Origin of the sequence: Sphingomonas sp. (assembly GCF_023266535.1) — a bacterium.
GTDB lineage: Bacteria > Pseudomonadota > Alphaproteobacteria > Sphingomonadales > Sphingomonadaceae > Sphingomicrobium.
In genome coordinates this window covers 26,850-48,032 of record NZ_JAHFPY010000005.1, presented here as the reverse complement: position 1 = coordinate 48,032, position 21,183 = coordinate 26,850, and the positions used below count along the sequence as shown (strand labels likewise).

Annotated in this window: 20 protein-coding genes; 10 read left to right on the top strand and 10 right to left on the bottom strand. The window is 65.9% G+C overall.

Translation table 11 applies throughout. From position 1 onward, the window contains the following. Positions 1-55: 55 nt before the first annotated feature. Positions 56-1,273 (bottom strand): pyridoxal-dependent decarboxylase, exosortase A system-associated, encoded by a 1,218-nt coding sequence (locus Q0C64_RS01350; RefSeq protein WP_294120277.1) that lies wholly within the window; start codon positions 1,271-1,273, stop codon positions 56-58. Next, positions 1,270-2,766, bottom strand: coding sequence for an acyl-CoA ligase (AMP-forming), exosortase A system-associated (locus Q0C64_RS01345; RefSeq protein WP_294120276.1), 1,497 nt, complete (start codon positions 2,764-2,766; stop codon positions 1,270-1,272). The genes Q0C64_RS01350 and Q0C64_RS01345 overlap by 4 nt, the downstream gene beginning before the upstream one ends. Positions 2,767-2,860: 94 nt before the next feature. Between Q0C64_RS01345 and Q0C64_RS01340 the strand changes: the two genes are divergently transcribed. From Q0C64_RS01340 to Q0C64_RS01330, 3 genes are read left to right on the top strand one after another with little or no spacing between them, the layout of a single operon-like run. Continuing rightward, positions 2,861-3,133, top strand: coding sequence for an acyl carrier protein (locus Q0C64_RS01340; RefSeq protein ID WP_294120275.1), 273 nt, complete (start codon positions 2,861-2,863; stop codon positions 3,131-3,133). Between the two features lie 49 nt (positions 3,134-3,182). Further along, positions 3,183-4,340, top strand: coding sequence for a DUF47 family protein (locus tag Q0C64_RS01335; protein WP_294120274.1), 1,158 nt, complete (start codon positions 3,183-3,185; stop codon positions 4,338-4,340). 14 nt (positions 4,341-4,354) lie between these two features. After that, entirely contained in the window at positions 4,355-5,368 is a 1,014-nt protein-coding gene (locus tag Q0C64_RS01330; RefSeq protein ID WP_294120273.1) for an inorganic phosphate transporter, read from the top strand. A 6-nt stretch (positions 5,369-5,374) separates the two neighbouring features. Here Q0C64_RS01330 and trxB read toward each other — a convergent pair whose 3' ends face one another. The 5 genes from trxB to tpiA form a co-directional block, all read right to left on the bottom strand. After that, entirely contained in the window at positions 5,375-6,343 is a 969-nt protein-coding gene (gene trxB / locus Q0C64_RS01325) for a thioredoxin-disulfide reductase (RefSeq protein ID WP_294120272.1), read from the bottom strand. Positions 6,344-6,391: 48 nt separating this feature from the next. Continuing rightward, positions 6,392-6,625, bottom strand: coding sequence for a hypothetical protein (locus Q0C64_RS01320; RefSeq protein ID WP_294120271.1), 234 nt, complete (start codon positions 6,623-6,625; stop codon positions 6,392-6,394). A gap of 215 nt (positions 6,626-6,840) precedes the next feature. Further along, positions 6,841-8,475 carry a CTP synthase gene (locus Q0C64_RS01315; RefSeq protein WP_294120269.1) on the bottom strand — a complete coding sequence of 545 codons (1,635 nt, stop codon included), beginning with the start codon at positions 8,473-8,475 and terminating at the stop codon, positions 6,841-6,843. Between the two features lie 78 nt (positions 8,476-8,553). Next, the gene (secG, locus tag Q0C64_RS01310; RefSeq protein ID WP_294120268.1) at positions 8,554-8,898 is read right to left on the bottom strand and encodes a preprotein translocase subunit SecG; all 345 of its coding nucleotides are present in this window, start codon (positions 8,896-8,898) and stop codon (positions 8,554-8,556) included. A 62-nt stretch (positions 8,899-8,960) separates the two neighbouring features. Continuing rightward, a complete protein-coding gene (tpiA, locus tag Q0C64_RS01305) occupies positions 8,961-9,701 on the bottom strand; it encodes a triose-phosphate isomerase (RefSeq protein ID WP_294120267.1) in 741 nt (246 codons plus the stop codon). 82 nt (positions 9,702-9,783) lie between these two features. Between tpiA and Q0C64_RS01300 the strand changes: the two genes are divergently transcribed. Genes Q0C64_RS01300 through Q0C64_RS01280 form a run of 5 tightly spaced genes read left to right on the top strand, consistent with a single transcriptional unit; the run spans position 9,784 to position 13,974 of the window. Then, positions 9,784-11,721: a peptidyl-prolyl cis-trans isomerase gene (locus tag Q0C64_RS01300; protein ID WP_294120266.1), complete on the top strand. Its 1,938-nt coding sequence runs from the start codon at positions 9,784-9,786 to the stop codon at positions 11,719-11,721. A gap of 4 nt (positions 11,722-11,725) precedes the next feature. Then, entirely contained in the window at positions 11,726-12,310 is a 585-nt protein-coding gene (locus Q0C64_RS01295) for an aminodeoxychorismate/anthranilate synthase component II (RefSeq protein ID WP_294120265.1), read from the top strand. A gap of 55 nt (positions 12,311-12,365) precedes the next feature. Beyond that, complete coding sequence (lexA, locus tag Q0C64_RS01290; RefSeq protein ID WP_294120264.1) at positions 12,366-13,025, top strand: transcriptional repressor LexA; 660 nt, start codon at positions 12,366-12,368, stop codon at positions 13,023-13,025. A 7-nt stretch (positions 13,026-13,032) separates the two neighbouring features. Beyond that, complete coding sequence (locus tag Q0C64_RS01285) at positions 13,033-13,374, top strand: VOC family protein (RefSeq protein WP_294120263.1); 342 nt, start codon at positions 13,033-13,035, stop codon at positions 13,372-13,374. A 60-nt stretch (positions 13,375-13,434) separates the two neighbouring features. Further along, positions 13,435-13,974 carry a hypothetical protein gene (locus Q0C64_RS01280; protein WP_294120262.1) on the top strand — a complete coding sequence of 180 codons (540 nt, stop codon included), beginning with the start codon at positions 13,435-13,437 and terminating at the stop codon, positions 13,972-13,974. A gap of 3 nt (positions 13,975-13,977) precedes the next feature. On the opposite strand, the gene Q0C64_RS01275 is transcribed toward Q0C64_RS01280, so the two are convergent. Continuing rightward, the gene (locus Q0C64_RS01275; protein ID WP_294120261.1) at positions 13,978-16,044 is read right to left on the bottom strand and encodes a ComEC/Rec2 family competence protein; all 2,067 of its coding nucleotides are present in this window, start codon (positions 16,042-16,044) and stop codon (positions 13,978-13,980) included. A 93-nt stretch (positions 16,045-16,137) separates the two neighbouring features. On the opposite strand from Q0C64_RS01275, the gene gltX reads away from it, so the two are divergent. Both gltX and Q0C64_RS01265 read left to right on the top strand, forming a co-directional pair. Beyond that, on the top strand, positions 16,138-17,550 hold the full coding sequence (gene gltX, locus Q0C64_RS01270; RefSeq protein WP_294120260.1) for a glutamate--tRNA ligase: 1,413 nt from the start codon (positions 16,138-16,140) through the stop codon (positions 17,548-17,550). After that, positions 17,547-18,833, top strand: coding sequence for a citrate synthase (locus tag Q0C64_RS01265; protein WP_294120259.1), 1,287 nt, complete (start codon positions 17,547-17,549; stop codon positions 18,831-18,833). Before gltX ends, Q0C64_RS01265 begins: the two co-directional genes overlap by 4 nt. Here Q0C64_RS01265 and Q0C64_RS01260 read toward each other — a convergent pair. Together Q0C64_RS01260 and Q0C64_RS01255 are read right to left on the bottom strand one after the other, a co-directional pair. Next, positions 18,830-20,167 carry a HAMP domain-containing sensor histidine kinase gene (locus Q0C64_RS01260; protein ID WP_294120258.1) on the bottom strand — a complete coding sequence of 446 codons (1,338 nt, stop codon included), beginning with the start codon at positions 20,165-20,167 and terminating at the stop codon, positions 18,830-18,832. The two genes, Q0C64_RS01265 and Q0C64_RS01260, sit on opposite strands and share 4 nt — an antisense overlap. Then, complete coding sequence (locus Q0C64_RS01255; RefSeq protein WP_294120257.1) at positions 20,160-21,164, bottom strand: DUF2336 domain-containing protein; 1,005 nt, start codon at positions 21,162-21,164, stop codon at positions 20,160-20,162. Before Q0C64_RS01255 ends, Q0C64_RS01260 begins: the two co-directional genes overlap by 8 nt. Between the last annotated feature and the right edge of the window lie 19 nt (positions 21,165-21,183).

Below are 21,183 nucleotides of genomic sequence, written 5' to 3'. Positions count from 1 at the left end.
AGCGCCGCAGGCGCTGCCTTTGGCAGCGGACTGGGCCCCTGCCTACGCAGGGGAACTACACAAGTATTTCGCGAGCACGCGGCTGCGACAGGAACTCCTGAGGGCTCGCACTCAGCCCGTAGGCGCCGGCGCAGAAGATGGCGACCAGATCGCCGACTTCGGCGCGTGGCAACATCGCCTCGTCCGCCAGCAGGTCGAGCGGGGTGCACAGGCAGCCGGTGACGGTCGCTTCCTCCTCCGGTTCGGCATCGAAGCGATTGGCGATGGCGACCGGATAGTTGCGGCGGAGCAGCTGGCCGAAATTGCCCGAGGCGGCGAGCTGGTGCTGGAGTCCGCCGTCGGTGACCAGGAAGCTCTTCCCGCGGCTTTCCTTGCGGTCGACGATCCGGGTCAGATAGACCCCCGCCTCGCCCACCAGCCAGCGACCCAGCTCAATCGCGAATTCGGTACTTGCGAGGATTTTCGGCCGCTCCGCCAAAGACTTGGCCAGCGCCTCTCCCACGGCTTCGACATCGAGCGGCTCATCCTTGGCGAAATAGGGAATGCCGAACCCGCCACCCAGGTTGACATGCGGCGGGGCATGGCCCGCTTCTTTGGCAATCGAGGCGGCCAGTGCCACCGTTTCGCGCTGGAGCTTGATCAGTGCATCGGCCTGCAGCGCCTGGCTGCCGGCGAAGATGTGCAACCCTCGCCAGTCGGCGCCGGCCTCGACGATGCGGCGGACCAGCGCGGCGGCGCGATCATGGTCGATCCCGAACTGGCTAGGCAGCCCGCCCATCTTCTGGCCCGAACCCTTGAGTCCGAACGGCGGATTGACCCGAACGGCCAGCCTGGCGGTGAGGCCGTCGCGCTGGCAGATCGCCAACGCCCGCTCCGCCTCCCCCTCGCTCTCCAAATTGATGGTGATCCCGGCGCGGATCGCCGTTTCCAGCTCCTGGTCGCGCTTGCCGGGCCCGGCGAAGCTGATCGGCAGCCCGAGATGGGCGATTTTGCCCAATTCGCCCGTCGAGGCGACGTCGAATCCGTCGACCAGTTCTGCCATCGCTTCGAGCAATGGCGCGTAAGGATTTGCTTTTACTGCATAATGGAGCGCGACATCGGGAAAGGCCGCGCGGAACCGCCGGGCCTGCAGCGCGATCCGCTCGCTGTCGTAGACGAACAGCGGCGTGCCGCCCGCATGCTCGACCAAGGTCTCGACATCATGGCCGCCGATCAGCAGCCGGCCCTCGGCGTCATGTTCATAGCCGGGCGGGATTGGCCCCAGCGCCTTCATGCGATTTCGGCCTTCAGCGCCGTTCGATCGAGCTTGCCGTTGGGTCCGACCGGCAGCTCCAGCTTCCAAAGGATCCGCTGTGGCAGCATGTGCGCGGGAAGCTCGCGCCGGAACCAGGCCTGCAGCCTTTGCTCAGCCCCCTCGCCCTTGGCAACCGCGACCAGCACAATCGCCTGGCCCAGCCGCTCGTCCTTGACGCCGAAAGCGGCGGCATCGCTGACCGCGCCGCTGGCCAATGCCGCTTCCTCGATTTCGGTCGGGCTGATGCGGTTACCGCTGACCTTGATCATCGCGTCATCGCGGCCGCGGAAGCGGAGCAGCCCGTCCTCACCCTTGACCACCGTGTCGCCAGACCAGACCGCCATGCCACCCAATTTGCTGAATTTGGGCGCCGGCTTGAACCGTTCTGCAGTGCGCTCGGCATCATTCCAATAGCCTTGCGCCACCAACGGCCCGGCATGGACCAGCTCGCCTTCCTCTCCCGGCGCGGCTTCGCTGCCGTCCTCGCGCACGACCATCAGTTCGGCATATGGGATCGCAGAGCCGACGCTGTCGGGATGCTCGTCGACTTGGCTTGGATCGAGGCTCGACGAGCGAAAGGCTTCGGTGAGGCCGTACATCAGGTGCAGCTTCGCCTGCGGGAACAAGCTTCGCAAGCGGCGGACCAAAGGCTCGGGCAAATGGCCGCCACTATTGGTCAGGGTGCGCAGGCTCCGGCCCGCTTCACCCCAATCCTGCTCAGCCAGCTGCAGCCACAACGGCGGCACCCCCGCCAGCATCGTGACGTCATGACGTCCGACGGCGCGAACCACGTCGCGCGGCAGCAAATGGTCGAAGGCGATCGCGCAGCCGCCGGCCGCCCAGGTCGAAAGCAGCTGGTTCTGGCCATAGTCGAACGCCAGCGGCAACAGGCACAGCGTGCGGTCGCCGGGCTCCAGGCCGAGATAGTGGGCGACGCTGATCGCGCCGAGCCAGAGGTTGGCGTGGCTCAGCATTACGCCCTTGGGCCGCCCGGTCGAACCGCTGGTGTAGAGCAGCGCGGCCAGCTCATGCGGATCGCGGGCCGACGGCGGCAGCACTTCCTCGCCATCCGCCCAATCTTCCAGCGCAACAGCCCTGGCGTCGGCCAATTCACCGCCCTGCAAACTGTCCAGCCGCCCGCGATTGGCGACCAGCAGCCTGGCGCCGCTGTCCGCCAGGATATGGGCCGCCTGACCGTGCTTCAGCACCGGGTTGATCGGAACGTGGACCAGCCCGGCCCGCGCGGCGGCGAGCGGCATAATGCAGGCGAGCCGGGTCTTGCCCATCCAGGTTGCGATGCGGTCGCCGGGCTCAAGGCCGTTGGCGAGCAGCGCGGCAGCGGCCCTGCCGATCGCATTGTCGAGCTGCCGGTAGGTGAGCCGCACTTCGCCGACGGCTAGCGCATCTGCCTCCGGCGAGCCGCGCAGCGCCAGGTGATCCAGCGGATAGGGCGTCGGGTCGAGCACGATCACATGCCCCGCCTAGCCCGCCTCATGCTGCACTGCAAAGCTTGCCTCCGTTCGCGCCATTGCCTAGGTCGCGCAGGAGCGACCAGGGGGACCGCAATTGGCGTTGGACGATCGCAATCAAGTCGACGAAACCGTGCGCTCGCTGCTGGTCGACGTACTTGGCCTCACCAAGTCTCGCGTCGCCAGGTTCGACGATGAGACCGAATTGTTCGGTGCCCTCCCCGAATTCGATTCCATGGCCGTCGCGACATTGCTCACCGAGATGGAAGAGCGGCTGGGCATCCTGATCGAGGACGAGGACGTCGAGGCCGAGGATCTGATGAGCTTCGGCCGGCTGGTATCGCTGGCCGAGCGGCTATCGCTGACCTAGCTGTCACAAATTCGTCATTCTTCTTGCGGGCAATCTGCCTGCGCTTTACGTGCTTCACCATCGCTCAACAGGGGTAAGAGCCATCCGCCAAATCGCTGCCCTGCCTTATCGCAACGTAGGTGGCGGCCTGCGCGCGCCGGTACAGGTGCTGCTGGTGACGTCGCGCGAGAGCGGGCGTTGGGTGATTCCGAAGGGCAATTTCGCCAATACCGTGTCGCCGCACTCGGCCGCAGCGCAGGAAGCCGAGGAAGAAGCCGGTGTGCGCGGTGCGGTCTGTCCGACCCCGCTCGGCACCTATCGCTACCGCAAGCGCAAGGGCAGCGGCGCCGCGCTGATGGCCGACGTCGAGGTCTTCCCCCTGGCGGTCAGCGAGGAGCTGGCCGACTGGAAGGAAATGAAGCAGCGCGAGCGGCGCTGGTTCAGCCTGAGCGAGGCCGCCAATGCGGTCGAGGAGCCCGATCTTCGCGACCTCATCCGCTCGTTCAACAGCAGCGAATTCAACCAGATGGCGCGCGGGACCTCGGTCCTCAGCGTCGTCGCCGAAAAATCGAAAGTGGGCCCGATGTTTGCCTGGTTCCAACGACTGCTGCCAAAGACCGGCGGCTTTTTCGAACTGTTCGAAGCCCATGCCGTGGCGCTGACCGCGGCAGGCGATGCCATGGGCCGGCTGGTCCAGGGCGGTCCGGCAGTGCACGAAAATGCGCGCGAAGTGTTCGAGCGTGAGCATGACGCCGACGAAATCATCCGCGAGGTGCTGAAGACGGTCCGCCAGACCTTCCTCACGCCATTCGACCGCAGCTCGATCACCGCGCTGATCGGTTCGATGGATGACGCGATCGACGAGATGCAGGCCGCCGCGTCGGCCATCGAGCTCTACGAAATGACCGAGTTCGGCCAGGAAATGAAAGACATGGCCGCGATCATCGTCGACTCCGCCCGGCTGGTCGCGGAAGCGATGCCATTGCTGCGCAACGTCGGCGCCAACGGCGGCCGGCTGCACGAACTGACCGAACGACTGGTGCGGATGGAAGGCCATGCCGACGAAATCCATTCGGCCGGGCTCAAGGCCGCCTTCGAAGCTCATCGCCACGGCAATGCCATCGACTTCATCGTCAAGCGCGAGATCTTCAAGCATCTCGAGCGGATCGTCGACGCGTTCGAGGACGTCGCCAACGTCATCGACAGCATCGTCATCGAACATAGCTGAGCGGACGCGCCCCGATGCATGAACTGGCGATGCCGCTGCTGGTCGGGCTGGTCGTCCTGGCGCTGGCGTTCGATTATTTGAACGGCCTCCACGATGCCGCCAACTCCATCGCCACGGTGGTCGCGACCAAGCTGCTCGGCCCGGTGCAGGCGGTGGCCTTTGCCGCCTTCTTCAACTTCGCGGCCTATTTCCTCACGCTTTGGTTCCCCGCCCTGCACAAGGTCGCCGACACCATCGGCAAGGGCCTGATCGACAAGGACATGGTGACGCCGGCGGTGGTCTTTGCGGCGCTGGTCGGGGCGATGTTCTGGAACGTCGTTACCTGGCTGAAGGGCATACCCTCCTCGTCCAGCCACGCGCTGGTCGGCGGGATCGTCGGCGCTGGCGTGGCGGCGGCGGGGACCGGCACGATCCAGTGGACCGGCCTCAGCAAGACACTGCTGTTCATCCCGTTGGCGCCGTTCCTGGGCATGCTGGTGGCAATGCTGATCATGCTGCTGAGCAGCTGGCTGGCGGTGCGGGCCTCGAACCGCGGAGCCGAAGGGAGCTTTCGTGCGCTCCACCTAGTCTCGGCGGCGGCCTATTCGGTCGGCCACGGCCTTAACGATGCGCAGAAGACGATGGGGATCATCACCGTGCTGCTCTATTCGACCGGCTATCTGCACGGCGAATTCCATGTGCCGCACTGGGTGGCGATCAGCTGCTATATCGCCATCGGCCTGGGGACGATGACCGGCGGCTGGCGGATCATCGAGACGATGGGCAGCCGCATCACCAAGCTGTCGCAGCACCAGGGTTTCGCCGCCTCGACCGGCGGATCGGTCATGCTGTTCGGCGCCAGCTGGTTCGGCATTCCGGTGTCGACCACGCACACCATCACCGGCGCGGTGATCGGCGCGGGCGTCGCCAGGCGCGCTTCGGCGGTGCGCTGGGGCGTGGCGGGCAACGTCGTCACCGCCTGGGTGATCACGATCCCCTGTTCGGGAGCCGTGGCTGCCCTGTTCTTCTGGCTGACGACCTTCTTTTAGTTCGATCTATTCGGCAGCCTGAAGCGCTCCGAACTCCTCTGCCGCGAGGAATTTCTCGGCATCGAGCGCGGCCATGCAGCCGGTGCCGGCGGCGGTGACCGCCTGGCGGTAGATTTTGTCCATCACGTCGCCGCAGGCGAACACGCCCGGCACTGACGTGCGGGTCGTGCTGGTCTCGACCAGGATATAGCCTTCGGAGTCGAGCTTGAGCTTGCCCTGGAACAGCTCGGTCGCGGGCGTGTGGCCGATGGCGACGAAAGCGCCGTCGACGTCGAGTCGGGTGATCGCGCCGCTCTTCACGTTGCGGACGTCGAGCCCGACCAGCGCGTCCGGCATGCCGCCGGCGACAAATTCGGCGACCTCGCTGTCCCAGATGATCTTGATGTTCGGGTGAGCGAACAGCCGGTCCTGCAGGATCTTTTCGGCGCGGAGCGAATCGCGGCGGTGGATCACGGTCACGTCATGGCTGTGATTGGTGAGGTAAAGCGCCTCTTCGACCGCGGTATTGCCGCCGCCGATCACCGCGACCTTCTTGCCGCGATAGAAGAAACCGTCGCAGGTCGCGCAGGCCGAGGCGCCCTTGCCCTTCATATGCTCTTCGGACGGCAGGCCGAGCCATTTGGCCTGGGCGCCGGTGGCAATGACCAGCGCATCGGCATGATATTCGCCGCCGCTGTCGCCCTTCAGCACGAACGGGCGGCGCGACAGGTCGACTTCGGAGATGTGGTCCCACACCACCTTGGTGCCGACATGCTCGGCCTGGGCCTGCATCTCTTCCATCAGCCAGGGGCCCTGGATGACGCTGCGGAAGCCCGGGTAATTTTCGACGTCGGTGGTGGTGGTCAGCTGGCCACCCGGCTGAATGCCCTGGACGACAATCGGATTGAGGCCGGCGCGCGCGGCATAAATGGCGGCGGTATAGCCCGCGGGACCGGAACCAAGGACGATCAGGCGGCTGGAAATGACGTTGCTCATCGCGCTCAATTAGGGTGCGAGTCGCGGTCCGACAATGGGGAGCGAACGTTAGAGCAGGAAGGTCGGAGTCGGATCGACCACCGACGGGATCGACCGGGTGATCGGGCAGCCCTGCGGCTTGTTGCGTGGCGGTTGCTGCTGGGCCCATTGCTGGCGCTGCTGGACCTGCTGCGGCTGCTCGCCCTTCGAACAGGTCTGGCGCGGGGGCTGTTGCACGGCGGCGACTGACGGCGACCCGAGGGTCGCAATCAGGAAGGTGCCGACAATGAGCTTCCCCTGCATGAAGCGGAGGTAACGCCTTCGTCCATGAACGACAAATGAATCGTAACATGAGACACCGAGCGCAGCGGAGGCTTTGCAAAGCAAAGGCGAGGCAGCGCGTAGAGATGTTGAACGCCGGCCGACGGGTCAGCGCAGCTGAACCCGATCGACGTCACGAATTTACTTCGTGACGTTGTACCCCCTCACCCTACCCTCTCCCCGCCGGGGAGAGGGAATCAAACGAGTCGGCTTTGCCTTACCGCCGCGCCGACAAACCCGGCGAAAAGCGGGTGCGGGTTAAAGGGCCGGCTCTTCAATTCGGGGTGGAACTGGACGCCGATGAACCAGGGATGGTCAGGGCGCTCGACGATTTCCGGAAGTTCGCCGTCGGGCGACATACCGGAGAAGATCAGTCCGCCCTTCTCGAGCGCGTCGCGATAATGGACGTTGACCTCGTAGCGGTGGCGATGCCGCTCGCTGATCTCTGTCGTGCCATATTGCTCGGCGACCTTGCTGTTGTGGCCCAATGTGGCGGCATAGGCGCCGAGCCGCATCGTTCCGCCAAGATCGGTGTCGGCGTTGCGTTTCTGCAGGCCTTCGGGGCTCATCCATTCGGTGATCAGGCCGACCACGGGCTCCGCGGTCTCGCCAAATTCGGTGGTCGATGCGGCGGCGATGCCGGCGGTGTTCCGGGCGCCCTCGATGCAGGCCATTTGCATGCCGAGACAGATGCCGAAGAAGGGCACCTCGCGCTCGCGCGCGAACCGGACCGAGGCGATCTTGCCTTCGCTGCCGCGCTCGCCAAAGCCGCCGGGCACGAGAATGCCGTGCAGCGGCTCGAGCTTGGCCGCCAGGTCGGTATCCTCGCCTTCGAACATTTCCGCGTCGAGCCACTCGATGTTGACCTTGACCCGGTTGGCGATGCCGCCGTGGACCAGCGCCTCGCGGAGGCTCTTGTAGGCGTCGGGAAGGCCGACATATTTGCCGACGACGCCGATCGTCACCTCGCCCTCGGGATGGTCGACCCGGTCCATGATGTCGTCCCAGCGCGCCATGTCGGGCGCGGGCGCATCATCGATGCCGAAGACCTTGAGCACTTCGTCATCGAGCCCTTCTGCATGATATTGCAGCGGCACGTCATAGATCGACCGGGCATCGAGCGCCTGGATGACCGCTTCCGTGGGAACGTTGCAGAACAGGGCGATCTTGGCCCGCTCGCTTTCGGGAATCGGCCGGTCGGCCCGGCACAGCAGCACGTCCGGCTGGATGCCGTAGCTGGTCAGTTCGCGGACGCTATGCTGGGTCGGCTTGGTCTTCAGCTCGCCGGCGGCGGCGATGTAGGGCACCAGCGTCGTATGGATGAAGCAGCTCTGGCCGCGGCCGAGGTTGTTCTTCAGCTGGCGGATGGCCTCAACGAACGGCAGGCTTTCGATGTCGCCGACCGTCCCGCCAATCTCGCAGATGACGAAGTCGAGCCCCTCGATGTCGGCCTGGGCGAATTCCTTGATCGCATTGGTGACATGCGGGACGACCTGCACGGTCGCGCCGAGATAATCGCCGCGCCGCTCCCGGGCGATGATGTCGCGATAGATGCGACCCGAAGTGATGTTGTCGGACTGGTGCGCCGAAACGCCGGTGAAGCGCTCATAATGACCAAGGTCGAGATCGGTCTCCGCCCCGTCGTCGGTCACATAGACTTCGCCATGCTGATAAGGCGACATCGTGCCCGGATCGACGTTCAGATAGGGGTCGAATTTCCTGATGCGCACGGAATAGCCGCGCGCCTGCAGCAACGCCCCGAGGGACGCTGCGAGAAGACCTTTGCCGAGCGAGGAAACCACGCCGCCGGTGATAAAGACATACCGCGCCATGGGAGTCGGGCCTTAGGGGCGCTTTGCCTCGTTAGGCAAGCGCTCAAATCAAAAAAGACGAAAAAGCGACCGATCTGCCTACTGGGCGTCGGGAACGGCCGGAGCGCCCTGGTTGCTCGTCGGAGCCGGGGCCGCGGGTGCGACCGGTGCCTGCTGCTCGACCGGCTTGGCCAGGCTGGTGTCGACCGTGGTCGATTCGCGGCTGACCCCGGCGATCGCCGCGAGCAGGATCGAGATGGTGATGAACAGGCCGCCGAGGATCGCGGTGGCGCGAGTCAGGAAATCCGCCGCGCCGCGGGCGGTCATCAGGCCGGCCGAAGAGCTGCTGACGCCCAGTCCGCCGCCTTCCGAACGCTGCATGAGAATGACCGCGACCAGTGAGGCGGCAATCAGCGTCTGGAGGACGAGCAGGAAGGTGAACATCGGAAATGCCTATTCGGAAAAGGAGAATTCGAAGCGCCAGATAGCGGCGGACACGCGAATGTTCAACGCGCCGCTTGGATGATCGGCAGGAAGTCCGTCGCATTGAGGCTGGCCCCGCCGACCAGCGCACCATCGACATCCTCGACCGCGAAGATCTCGGCCGCGTTCGACGCCTTGACTGACCCACCATAAAGGATGCGGATGGCATCACCGGCCTCGCCATAAGCGGCCTTAAGCCTCCCGCGCAGCGCGGAATGCATTTCGCCTATGTCGCCGACCGACGGCACCTTGCCGGTCCCGATGGCCCAGATCGGCTCATAGGCGACCGAGAAACGGGATGGATCGGCCACCGACGCGGGCAAGGACGCATCGAGCTGCGCCAAGACGGTTGGCACCGCCGCTCCGGCTTCGCGCACCGCGTCGCTTTCGCCGATGCAGAGAATCACGTCGAGCCCGGCAAGCAGCGCTGCCTCTGCCTTGGCTTTTACATTGGCGTCCGTTTCGCCCTGGGCCTCGCGCCGTTCGCTATGGCCGACGATGGTCAGGCTGGCACCCGCATCGAGCAGCATGGCGGCGGAGACGCAACCGGTATGCGCGCCCTTGTCGGCCTGGTGGACATCCTGGCCGCCGATCGGAAATCCGGGGGCGGCGCGCACCGCACGCTCGATCAATGTCGCCGGCAGGCACAGGGCGACGTCGCAGCCGGCGGTTCGTGCGGCGTTTGACACCGCGACGACCTCCGCCAGGTCGGCCGCCAGACCATGCATTTTCCAGTTGCCCGCCACCAGCTTGCGCCGCGCCATAAATCGCCCCTTCACCCTGCTTGCCGTTACAGAGTGCCGCCCCTAAAGCGACCCCGACCATTTTCAAAGCCAAGAGACGTTCATGCTTTCTTTCTTCCGCCGCCTGTCCAAATCCGCGGTCGGCACGGGCCTGATGGTCCTGATCCTCCTGATGATCCTCGCCGGCTTCGCGATGCAGGACATCCGCAGCGTCTTTTCCGGCAATTTCGGGATGAGCAAGGGGACGCTGGTCAAGATCGACGGCGAACCGGTCAGCGAGCGCGACCTCGACAACGCGATGAAGCGGGCGCTCAACGAACAGCGGCAACAAAATCCGGAAGCGACCTACGCCACCCTTGCCCCACATTTTGACGATATTCTCGGCGGCCTGGTCGACGAGCATGCGCTGATCGCCTTTGCCACCGACCACGGCTTCATCCTGTCGAAGCGGCTGATCGACGGCGAAATCGCCAGCCTGCCGCAAGCCAAGGGCCTCGACGGCAAGTTCAGCGAGCAGGCCTATGCATCATTCCTCCAGCAACAGCAGCTGACCAATGCCGACCTCCGCCGCCTGCTGGAAGTGGCGTTGACGCAGCGCCTGGTGCTGGCGCCGACCGCGGTCGAAGCCAAGGTGCCGGTCGGCGTGGCCCGCCCCTATGCGGCGATGCTGCTGGAAGGCCGCCAGGGCCAGCTGTCGCTGGTTCCGGTCGAACAATTCAAGGCCGGCCTCAATCCGTCGGACGGCGATTTGCAGTCCTTCTATGCCCGGAACCGGCCGCGTTACATGGTAGCGGAGCAGCGCGTCCTGCGCCTGGCCAAGATCGGCCCTGAGTCGGTCGCCCATCTCACCCCGAGCGAGGCCGAGATCGCGGCTTATTACAAGGCCAACCAGGCGACCTACGCCGGCAGCGAAACCCGGGTGATCAGCCAGGCCGTCGTCCAGGACAAGAAGCAGGCCGATGCGATAGCCGCCCGCGCCCGATCCGGCGCCAGCTTCGTCGACGCCGCGGCGCCGGCAGGGCTGTCCGCCGAGGACGTCAGCGTCGGGCCGCAGAGCAAGGCCGAGTTCACCGGCCTGGCCGGTGCGGGCGTGACCAATGCGGCGTTCGGCGCGGCCAAGGGCGCGGTGGTCGGGCCGATCCGCTCCGACCTCGGCTGGCACGTTATCAAGATCGATGACATTCGCGGCGCCACCGGCAAGAGCCTTGCCCAGGCCAGCGGCGAGATCGCGACCCTGCTCACCGCCAGCAAGCGCAAGGACGCGCTGACCGACCTGGTGACCAAGGTCGAGGACCAGATCGACGGCGGCGCCAGCTTCGCCGAGGCGGTCGGCGCGGCCAAGCTGCCGGTCATCACCACCCCGGCGGTCAACTCGGGCGGCGTGGCGCGCACCGACGCGGCCTATAAATTCCCGGCCGAACTGCAGCCGGCCCTGAAGGCCGGCTTCACCATGGCGGTCGACGATGACCCCGAAGTGGTCAACCTGCCCAATGACGGCGGCTATGTGATCGTCGCGGTCGACCGGATCATGGAAGCCGCACCGGCGCCGCTGGCCGAAATCAAGGACCGCGTGCGCGAGGACTGGATCCACCGCAAGGCAAACGACCGCGCCCAGGCCGTGGCAGCGCAAATCGCCGCCAAGGTGGCCAAGGGCATGCCGATGGACCAGGCGATCGCCGAGGCCGGCGTCGCCCTGCCTCCGGTCCAGCCGATGTCGGCGCGCCGGATCCAGCTTTCGCAGGCCGACCCCAATGCCGTCACCGCGCTCAGGATGCTGTTCACGCTGGCGGCAGGCAAAAGCCGGATGGTCGCGGACCCCAAGGGTCGCGGCTTCTTCATCGTCAAGACCGACAAGATCGTGCCGGGCAATGCGCTCACTGCCCCTGGGCTGATCGTCCAGACCCAGCAGGAATTCCAGAAGCAGGTGCCGGACGAACTTGGCGAGCAGATGCTGCTGGCGATGAAGGCCGACCAGAGCATCAAGCGCAACGAGGACGCGATCGAAGCGGCCAAGAAGCGCTATTCGGGCGCGGATCAATAATGGGGTGAGCGCGTCGCGCATCCTGGTGATCGACAATGTCGACAGCTTCACCTTCATGCTGGTCGACTATCTCGCCGCCCTTGGCGCCGAAGTGGCGGTCAAGCGCAACGACGCGCTGACGGTCGAGGAAGCGATCGGCTCCAGCGCCGACGGCATCCTGATTTCACCGGGCCCGGGAACGCCGGAAGATGCCGGCATTTCGGTCGCCTTGGCCGCCGCCTGCATCGAGCGGCGCGAGCCGCTGCTCGGGGTCTGCCTCGGCCATCAGGCAATTGCATTGGCCTGCGGTTCCAAGGTCGAGCGGACCTGGCCGGTCCATGGCAAGGTCGCCAGCGTCAGGCACGACGGCAGCGGCCTGTTCGAAGGCCTGCCCTCACCCTTCGCCGCGACCCGCTATCATTCGCTCGCCGTGACCGATCCGCTGCCGCCACTGATCGCCAATGCGTGGAGCGAGGACGGCACGGTCATGGCCATGCGGCACGCCCGCGCACCCGTGCACGGCATCCAGTTCCACCCCGAAAGCGTCGCCTCCGAACAGGGCCGGCCACTGCTGTCGGCCTTTCTGCAGTCATGTCGGCTTCCCGCTTGACGCGAGTCGGTTTGTTGCCTACACGTTCTCTATTCGTTCCGAACGGAGGGGTCCGATGCTCACCGCCAAGCAGCATGAGTTGCTGAACTTCATTCACCAGCGCCTGTCGGCCACTGGCGTGTCGCCCAGCTTCGATGAAATGCGCGAGGCACTCGACCTCAAGTCCAAGTCGGGTGTGCACCGGCTGATTTCGGCGCTGGAAGAGCGGCAGTTTATTCGCCGCCTGCCCAACCGGGCCCGTGCATTGGAAGTCGTGAAGATGCCCGACATTGCGGCGCCGGCGGTAGCAGTTGCGCCAATGGCGGCGCGGCCGGTCACTCCCGCGGCGGCCAACGACACGATCGAGATCCCGCTGCACGGGCGGATCGCCGCCGGCACGCCAATCGAGGCGCTGCAGGGCACCGAAGGCTTTGCGGTTCCGGCCGCGCTGCTCGGCCCGGGCGAGCATTATGCGCTCGAGGTTTCCGGGGATTCGATGGTCGACGAAGGCATTCTCGACGGCGACTTCGCGCTGATCCGCAGGGTCGACAGCGCCCGCGACGGCGAAATTGTCGTCGCCCTGATCGATAATGAGGAAGCGACCCTCAAGACCTATCGCCGCGAAGGGCAGATGATCCGGCTCGACCCGGCCAACCGCTCCTACGAGCCGCAGCGCTATGACGAGAGCCGGGTGACCATCCAGGGCCGCCTTTCCGGCCTGATCCGCCGTTACTGACCCGGCCATGGCCAGGATCGATTATGTCGAACTTCCCAGCGTCACCGCGCATGAATTGACGCGCGGATTTTACGCCAAGGCGTTCGGCTGGACCTTCACCGATTACGGGCCGGACTATGCGGCAACCACCAGTGGCGACGTCGACCTTGGCCTCAATGGCCAGCCGAGCGAGGCGCTGGCCGCGCCGCTGCCGGTGATCCGCGTCGACGACCTCGAAGCCGCCTTCGATGCGGTAATGAAGTCCGGTGGGATCATCGCCAAGGCAATCTTTTCCTTCCCCGGCGGGCGCCGCTTCCACTTCATCGACCCGTCGGGCAGCGAATTGGCGGTGTGGCAGACCGCTGAATAGGGGATTTCCATGACAGGATCAGTGAAACGGTTAGGGCTGCTCCTGTCAGCTGCCCTCGGCATGGCTGTAACGGCCGTTCCTGCCAATGCTGTTCAAACCCCTGCACCCGCAACCGCGGCCCAGCGAGACGGCCAGCACGATTTCGACTGGGAGTTCGGCAGTTGGGCGACCCATGTTCGCGTGCTCCGCAATCCCTTGTCGGGTGCTGCGCCGGACTGGGCCGAGTTTCAGGGGACCAGCATCGTCAAACCGATCCTCGACGGGCGGGCCAACAGCGTCGAGCTATCGGTCAAGAATGCGAAGGGCGCGATCGAGGGTGTGTCGCTCCGTCTTTACAGCCCACAGTCGCGCCAATGGAGCCTCAACTATGCGACCGTTCGCGGTGGCGTGATGACCGCGCCGGTCTATGGCGGGTTCGACGGCAAGGGCCGCGGCACCTTTTATGGGCAGGACACGATTGACGGGCGAGTGGTGCTGGTGCGCTTCGTCATTACTAACGTGTCGGCCAATGAAGCCCGCTTCGAGCAGGGCTATTCGGCTGACGGCGGGGTCAGTTGGGAAACCAACTGGATCGCGGTCGACACCCGCATGCCGAACTAGCAGTCAGCCTGCCCAGGGATGGGCGGCGACGCGGCCGGCCACCGTCGCGACGCGCGGCCGCTCACCAAGATAAATTGCCATTCCGCCGGACCTCTCCAGTGCCTCGCGATCCAGCTTGAGCCAGCGAGGGGTGCATGCACGCGGCAGGCGCCGGTCGGCGACGACGATATCGGCGTCGGCGCAGGCACGGGTGAGGTCAGTCCAGTCGATCCGGTTGCGGCTGCGGATCGCGAGCAAGCGCCAGGCACGGCCTTTCTCGACCAGGTCGGCGACGCAGGCGTCGCGGCTGCAACGCGCGAAATGCTGCTCCTCGAGCGCCAGCGGGTCGCCGTCATAGGCCGATGCCTCGCTCATCAAGTCGCGGACGAAGTCGCCACTGCGGCTACGCAGCAGCACCGGCACGCCATCGTCGCGGACCAATGCCAGATGTTGGCCATCTCCGGTGACGAGCAGGCTGGGAACCGGCGCGGTCGCGGCGCCAAGCACGCCAGCAGCGAACAGCACAAGACCCCAGCGGCGGACGCGCCCGCTCCACAGGCATAGCCACAGGCCGCCGCAGATCATCAGGGCAAAGGCCCAGCGCGGCATGGTCGGCAACATCGCCACCGCGCCCTCGGCCTCGCCGACGCGATGAGCCAGGTGCAGCATCGCCTCGATCGACCAGCCGGCCGCCGTCCATAGCGGCGCTCCCAGCCCGACCAGGTCGAACATCAGCGCCAGCGCCTCCAGCGGCATGATGACGAAGGTGGTTAGCGGGATGGCGATGAGGTTGGCGGCAACGCCGTAAAGCCCGGCGCGATGGAAATGGTAGAGCGCGAACGGGATCAGCGCGATCTCGACGACGAGGCCGGTCAGCAACAGTCCGACAATGCCGCGCAACATGCGCGCCGCCCAGCTTTCCTCGCGCGGACCGAGCAGGCGCCGCACCGGCTCCCAATGATGCAGGGCGATGATCGAGGTGACCGCCGCGAAGCTCATCTGGAAGCTGGCGCCGGCAAGCGCCTCCGGACGGACCAGCAGCACCACGAGCGCCCCGACCGCGACCAGCCTCAGGCTGATCGCGTCGCGGCCCAGCGCAATTCCGCCCAGCACCAGCAGCGCGGCGATGCAGGAGCGCACGGTCGGCACCTGCATCCCGGTCAGCAGCGTATAGCCAACCCCGGCGAGCGCCCCCGCTCCCGCCGCCACCAGTACCAGGTTGAACCGCAGCGCCAGCCGCTCGCTCAGCGCCAGCAATTTGAGCGTCAGCAACATCGCCGCCCCGACCACGGCGGCGATGTGCAGGCCGCTGACCGATAGCAGATGGGCCAGGCCGGAGCGGCGCATCGCCCCGGCATCTTCCTCGCTGACCGCCGCCTGGTCGCCAGTCGCCAGCGCGGTGGCAATGCCGCCGGCACCTTCGGGCAATTGTTCGCGAATATGGCGGCCGAGCCGATCCCGCAGCGCATCGAGGCCGCCGCCCGGCGCCGGCTCGATGACCTCCACCCGGCCGACGCCGCCGATCCCGGCGAACCATAGGTCGCGCGCGAAATCATGACTTCCGGGCAGCGCCATCGGTGGCGGCGGCTGCAGCCGGGCCTTGAGTCGGACTTTGGCGCCGTCGCCGAGACCCGACGCGACATCCTCCTCCGGGACCGAAACCCGGACCAGCGGCGGCATGCCGGGCGCCTCGGGAACCAGCGTCAGCCGAACGTCCCCCTTGGCGGCGCGCGCCTCGACCTTGTCCACCCTCGCCTCAAACGCCACGACCTGCGGCCGGTCGAGCCGAGTTGCCGCAACTAATTCGCTCCGCCACCAGATCAGGCCGCACCCCGCCACCATGGCCAGACCGCCGAACAGCAGCGCCCGGCCGGTCCGACCGGCGCCCAGCGTCACGCCGCCGGCGGTCATCCCCAGGCCGAGCAAAATCGCCGCGCTCCAGCCAATGCGATCGGGCAGCCACAGCCAGGCGGCGATGCCGGTCGCGAACGCCGCCGTGAACCACAGCGGCAGCTGAGCCCGCTGTTCCTCAAGAAATGCTTCAATGCACTCGAAAACTGCCGAAAATGGCGCCAGGATTCTTGGGGACAAAAAGCGTCGATGCGCCGGTTCCAGCGGCGCGTCCTCTGTGATAGGGGCGCTCGTCCAGTCCATTCGGCCCCAGCAGACAAGAGGAAAGATCGGTTGAGCGCAAGCGGCAAAATCGAAGGCGTCGTCACTCGCTTTGCGCCCTCGCCCACCGGCTACCTGCACATTGGCGGCGCCCGTACCGCGCTGTTCAACTGGCTGTTCGCGCGCCACCATGGCGGAAAATATCTGCTGCGGATCGAGGATACCGATAAGGTTCGCTCGACCAAGGAAGCGATCGACGCCATCCTCGACGGGCTCGACTGGCTGGGGATCAGCGGCGACGGCGAACCCTATTTCCAGTCGCAGTTCGAAAAGCGTCACGCCGAGGTCGCGCACCAGCTGATCGACATGGGCGCGGCCTATCGCTGCTACATGACCCAGGACGAGCTGGCCGCGGCGCGCGAGAAGGCGCAGGCCGAACGCAAGCCGTTTCGCATCAACAGCCCGTGGCGCGAGCGCAGCGATTGGCCGGAAGGCCAGCCCTACGTCATTCGCATCAAGGCGCCGCAGGACGGTGAAACCGTCATCGACGATCTGGTCCAGGGACGTGTCACCGTCGCCAATGCCGAGATCGACGACTTTATCCTGCTGCGCTCCGACGGGACCCCGACCTACATGCTGGCCGTGGTCGTCGATGATTTCGATATGGGCGTTACACACGTCATCCGCGGCGACGATCACCTCAACAACGCCTTCCGGCAGCTGGCGATCATCAAGGCGATGGGCTGGCCGGTCCCGACCTATGCCCATGTGCCGCTGATTCACGGCTTCGACGGCGCCAAATTGAGCAAGCGCCACGGCGCGCTCGGAGTCGACGCCTATCGCGACGAGCTCGGCATTTTGCCCGAGGCGCTGTTCAATTATTTACTCCGCCTCGGCTGGGGCCATGGCGATGATGAGATCATCAGCCGCGACCAGGCAATCGAGTGGTTCGACGTCGACCATGTCGGCAAAAGCCCTTCGCGCTTCGACTTGAAGAAGCTCGAAAACCTCAACGGCCATTACCTGCGCGAAGCCGACGACACGCGGCTGGCGATGCTCATCTCGCGCAAGTTCGGCCTCGCCTATGAGGAACTTCCGCTGCTCGTCCGCGCTATGCCGGAATTGAAGGCCCGCGCACACAATCTGAACGAGCTGGCCGAAGGAGCCGAATTCCTGTTCGCGAAACGCCCGCTGCCGCTGGATGAAAAGGCCGCCGACCTTCTCACGGGCGAGGCGCGTACCCATCTCGCACTTGCACACGACGCCCTTGCTGCGGCGCCGAAGTGGGAGCACGATACGTTGGATGCTGCAGTGCGGGATGTTGCAGAGCAGAGCGGACTTAAGCTAGGCAAGCTCGCCCAGCCGCTCCGCGCGGCGCTGACGGGCAAGACGACCTCGCCGGGGATCTTCGACGTTCTTGTCCTGCTAGGCAAAGACGAGAGCCTCGCCCGCATCGCCGATCATATGCTGGAGCCGACCAAATGACCGCAAAGACCGTCAAACTCACCACCGAAGGCGGCGATTTTTCCTATCCGCTGATGGAAGGCTCGGTCGGTCCGGACGTGATCGATATCCGCAAGCTCTACGGCGAGACCGACAAGTTCACTTACGACCCCGGCTTCACCTCGACCGCCAGCTGCCAGAGCGCGATCACCTACATCGACGGCGACCAGGGGATTTTGCTCCATCGCGGCTATCCGATCGACCAGCTCGCCGAGCAGTCCAACTTCATGGAAGTGGCCTATCTGCTGCTCCACGGCGACCTGCCGAAGAAGAAGGAGCTGGAGGAATTCAGCTATACCATCAGCCGCCACACCATGCTGCACGAGCAGCTGGCGACCTTCTATCGCGGTTTCCGCCGCGACGCTCACCCGATGGCGATCATGTGCGGCGTGGTCGGCGCACTCAGCGCCTTCTACCATGACTCGACCGACATCACCGATCCGCAGCAGCGGCTGATCGCCTCCCACCGGCTGATCGCCAAGATGCCGACCATCGCCGCGATGGCCTTCAAATATTCGATCGGCCAGCCGTTCCTCTATCCGCAGAACAACCTCAGCTACACCGGCAACTTCCTGCGCATGACGTTCGGCGTCCCGGCCGAGCCCTATGAGGTCAACCCGATCATCGAAAAGGCGATGGACCGGATCTTCATCCTCCATGCCGATCACGAGCAGAATGCCTCGACCTCGACCGTCCGCCTGGCCGGCTCGTCGGGCGCCAACCCGTTTGCGTGCATCGCCGCCGGCATCGCCTGCCTGTGGGGCCCAGCGCATGGCGGCGCCAACGAGGCCGCGCTCAACATGCTGCGTGAAATCGGCGACGTAAAGCACATCAAGGAATATGTCGCCCGGGCCAAGGACAAGAACGACCCGTTCCGCCTGATGGGCTTCGGCCACCGCGTCTACAAGAATTACGACCCGCGGGCGAAGGTCATGCAGCAGACCGCCGAAGCGGTGCTGAAGGAATTGAAGGTCAGCGATCCGGTGCTCGATGTCGCCCGCGAGCTCGAGCATATTGCGCTCAACGACGATTATTTCATCGAAAAGAAGCTCTACCCGAATGTCGATTTCTACTCGGGCATCATCCTCAACGCGATCGGCTTCCCGACCGAAATGTTTACCGCCCTGTTCGCGCTGGCCCGCACCGTCGGCTGGGTGGCGCAGTGGAACGAGATGATTTCCGATCCCGAGCAGAAAATCGGCCGCCCGCGCCAGCTCTACGTCGGCGCGACCCAGCGCGACTATGTCGCCGTTTCGAAGCGCTAGGCTGACGGCAACAGGAGCGTGAACCGCGCGCCCTGGCCCAACGCGCTTTGCAGCATCACGTCGCCGCCCATCGAGCGGGCCAGACGTCGTGAAATGGCCAGACCCAAGCCGATACCGCCTGGCGCGTCGCCGATCCGCTCATATTTCTCGAAGATGCGCTCCTGGTCGGCCTGGTCGATGCCCGGGCCTTCATCGGCGACCGTAACCGTGACCTGATCGCCCTTTCGCTCGGCGATCACCGCGATGGTGCCCTTGTCGGGTGAGTGGCGCACGGCATTGCCAAGCAAATTGACCAGGATCTGCACTGCGCCTCGCTGTTCGCCCACAGCATTGAGCGGCTGGTCGGCGCCAACCAGCTCGATCTGGATCGAGCGCTCCTCCGCCCTCGCCTGGACCAGCTGGATCGCCTCCTCGGCGGCTTCGGCCATGTCGAGCTGGCTGGCGGCCTTGGCGGCTTCTTGGTCGGTCATGTTGCGGATTACGGACAGCAAATGACGGCCGGCTGCGGCGATGTCGCCAGCGTAGGCGGCATAATCGCTGCGCAGCGGCCCTTCGCTCCGGTCGGAAATGCGCTCCGCCGCGGCAATGATCCGGTCGAGCGGCGAGCGCAGCGCTTCGTCCAGCGCCGGATCGATCACCGTCGCCGCCGCAGGCGCATATTCGCCGGGCCGGTCCAATTCGATTTCATAGCCGTCGAACCGGTCCGCCGATGTGCGGCGAACCGTCCCCTTCAACGTGACAAGTGATTCATCGCCCTGTCCGCGGATGCGAGCCCGCTGGCCGGTGAAGTCCTCGCGGCCAGCCAGTGCGGTCAGCAGCGGCATCACCCCGTCGCCGTTGTCGGCCAGCAGGAAATGACGGGTCAGCGGCTGGCCAACAGCAGCCGACGCACTGGAACCAAGCAGATTGGCCAGTTCGTCATCGATCCGCTTGATCCGGAGCTCGGCATCGGTCGTCAGGCTGAGCGGCCTTGCTGCAGCTTCCTCCTCGCCGCCAAGCGGCTCGTTGGCGACCAGGGTCAGGCGTGGCGGGGCCGGAGGCTTGGCCTTCCAGCCGTCGATCGTCAGAGTGACGCCCTCGGCATCGGGCTCGGCCCGTACCCACAGGTCCAGATCGCGGTCGCTCGAAGCGGCGATGACCGAGCGCGACAGCGGAACGCCAAGCTTCATCGCCGATCGGGCGACAGCAGCAATTTGCGGCAGCGCCAGCGGCGCGCCGAGCGATGAGCCGGCCTCTTCCTGCAACCGCAGCAGTGCCGGGTCCGCGGCAACCAGCCGGCCGTCGCGGTCAACGCGGCCCGAAACCGGTCCGACATCGAATGGCGCGCTAGCCATTGGCCTGTTCCATGGCCCGGCGGGCGGTGCGGTAGTGCGGATCGAGCCGCAGCCAGCGGCGGCAGCGCTCGACCGCCGCATCGTCGATCGCAGCGAACCGGTCGATGATCCGCTCGGCAGCGTGGGCACCCGACATCGGCTCGAACGCCGCGAGCATTTGCGCGGCGGTGGTGCGATCACACCCGGCCAGGCGGGCGAGCATCATGGCCTCGCCACCGGTGAAGAAATTCCAGGCGTCGAGCTGGTCGATCCCGGCGCGGCGCGCCAGCAATCCAACCAGCAGCGCCGCATCGCCATCCTCGGCCAGCCGGTGGACGAGCGCGTCATCGGCGCGGTTCTGCGTATCAAGCACCCGGGCCAGTGCGGCCACCGCGGCGTCGAGCCGGCGGCCCTCGTCGTGCCGCGAAAGCAAAGCGCGAGACGCCGACCCAAGCGCTTCATCGGCTTCGTCGGACAGCGCGTCGCGCAGGCCCGCCGCGACGGCATGGACCAGTGCGACCGCATCCTCGGCGTCAAGATCGTCGAACTCGATGCTCATCCGGCCGAACCGGTCGCGGCGGCGCCCCCTGGCCAGCGCCAGGGCCATCGCCGCTTCCGCCACCGGGGCGCTGTCGTCGCTGACCAGCGAAGCCACGGTCGGATGATTGCGGTCGGCCCGCGCGGACAGCTGCTGCTCGTCGGCGCGGCGCAACAGCAATGAAACCAGGTTGGGCCGTTCCATCAGCCCGGAAGCGCGCAAGCGCCGGTACAGGCCGTCGCGGCCCCGATCGGCCTGCGCGGCCAGCAACCCGGGCAAGCCAGCGATCAGCTCATCGACGATATCGCCGACCAGCCCGCGCAGCATGGCGGCGATCAGCGCCCGTTCCTCGTCGGTCAGCCGCGAGCCATCGTCGAGGAAGAAATCGGCCATAGCGACGCCCAGCCGGTCGCGCCCCACACGCGGGCGCGCAGGATCGACCGGGCGGTCGGCTGCCGATGCAGCAAGCGGCCATTCCACGGGCATCATCCAGTTTTTA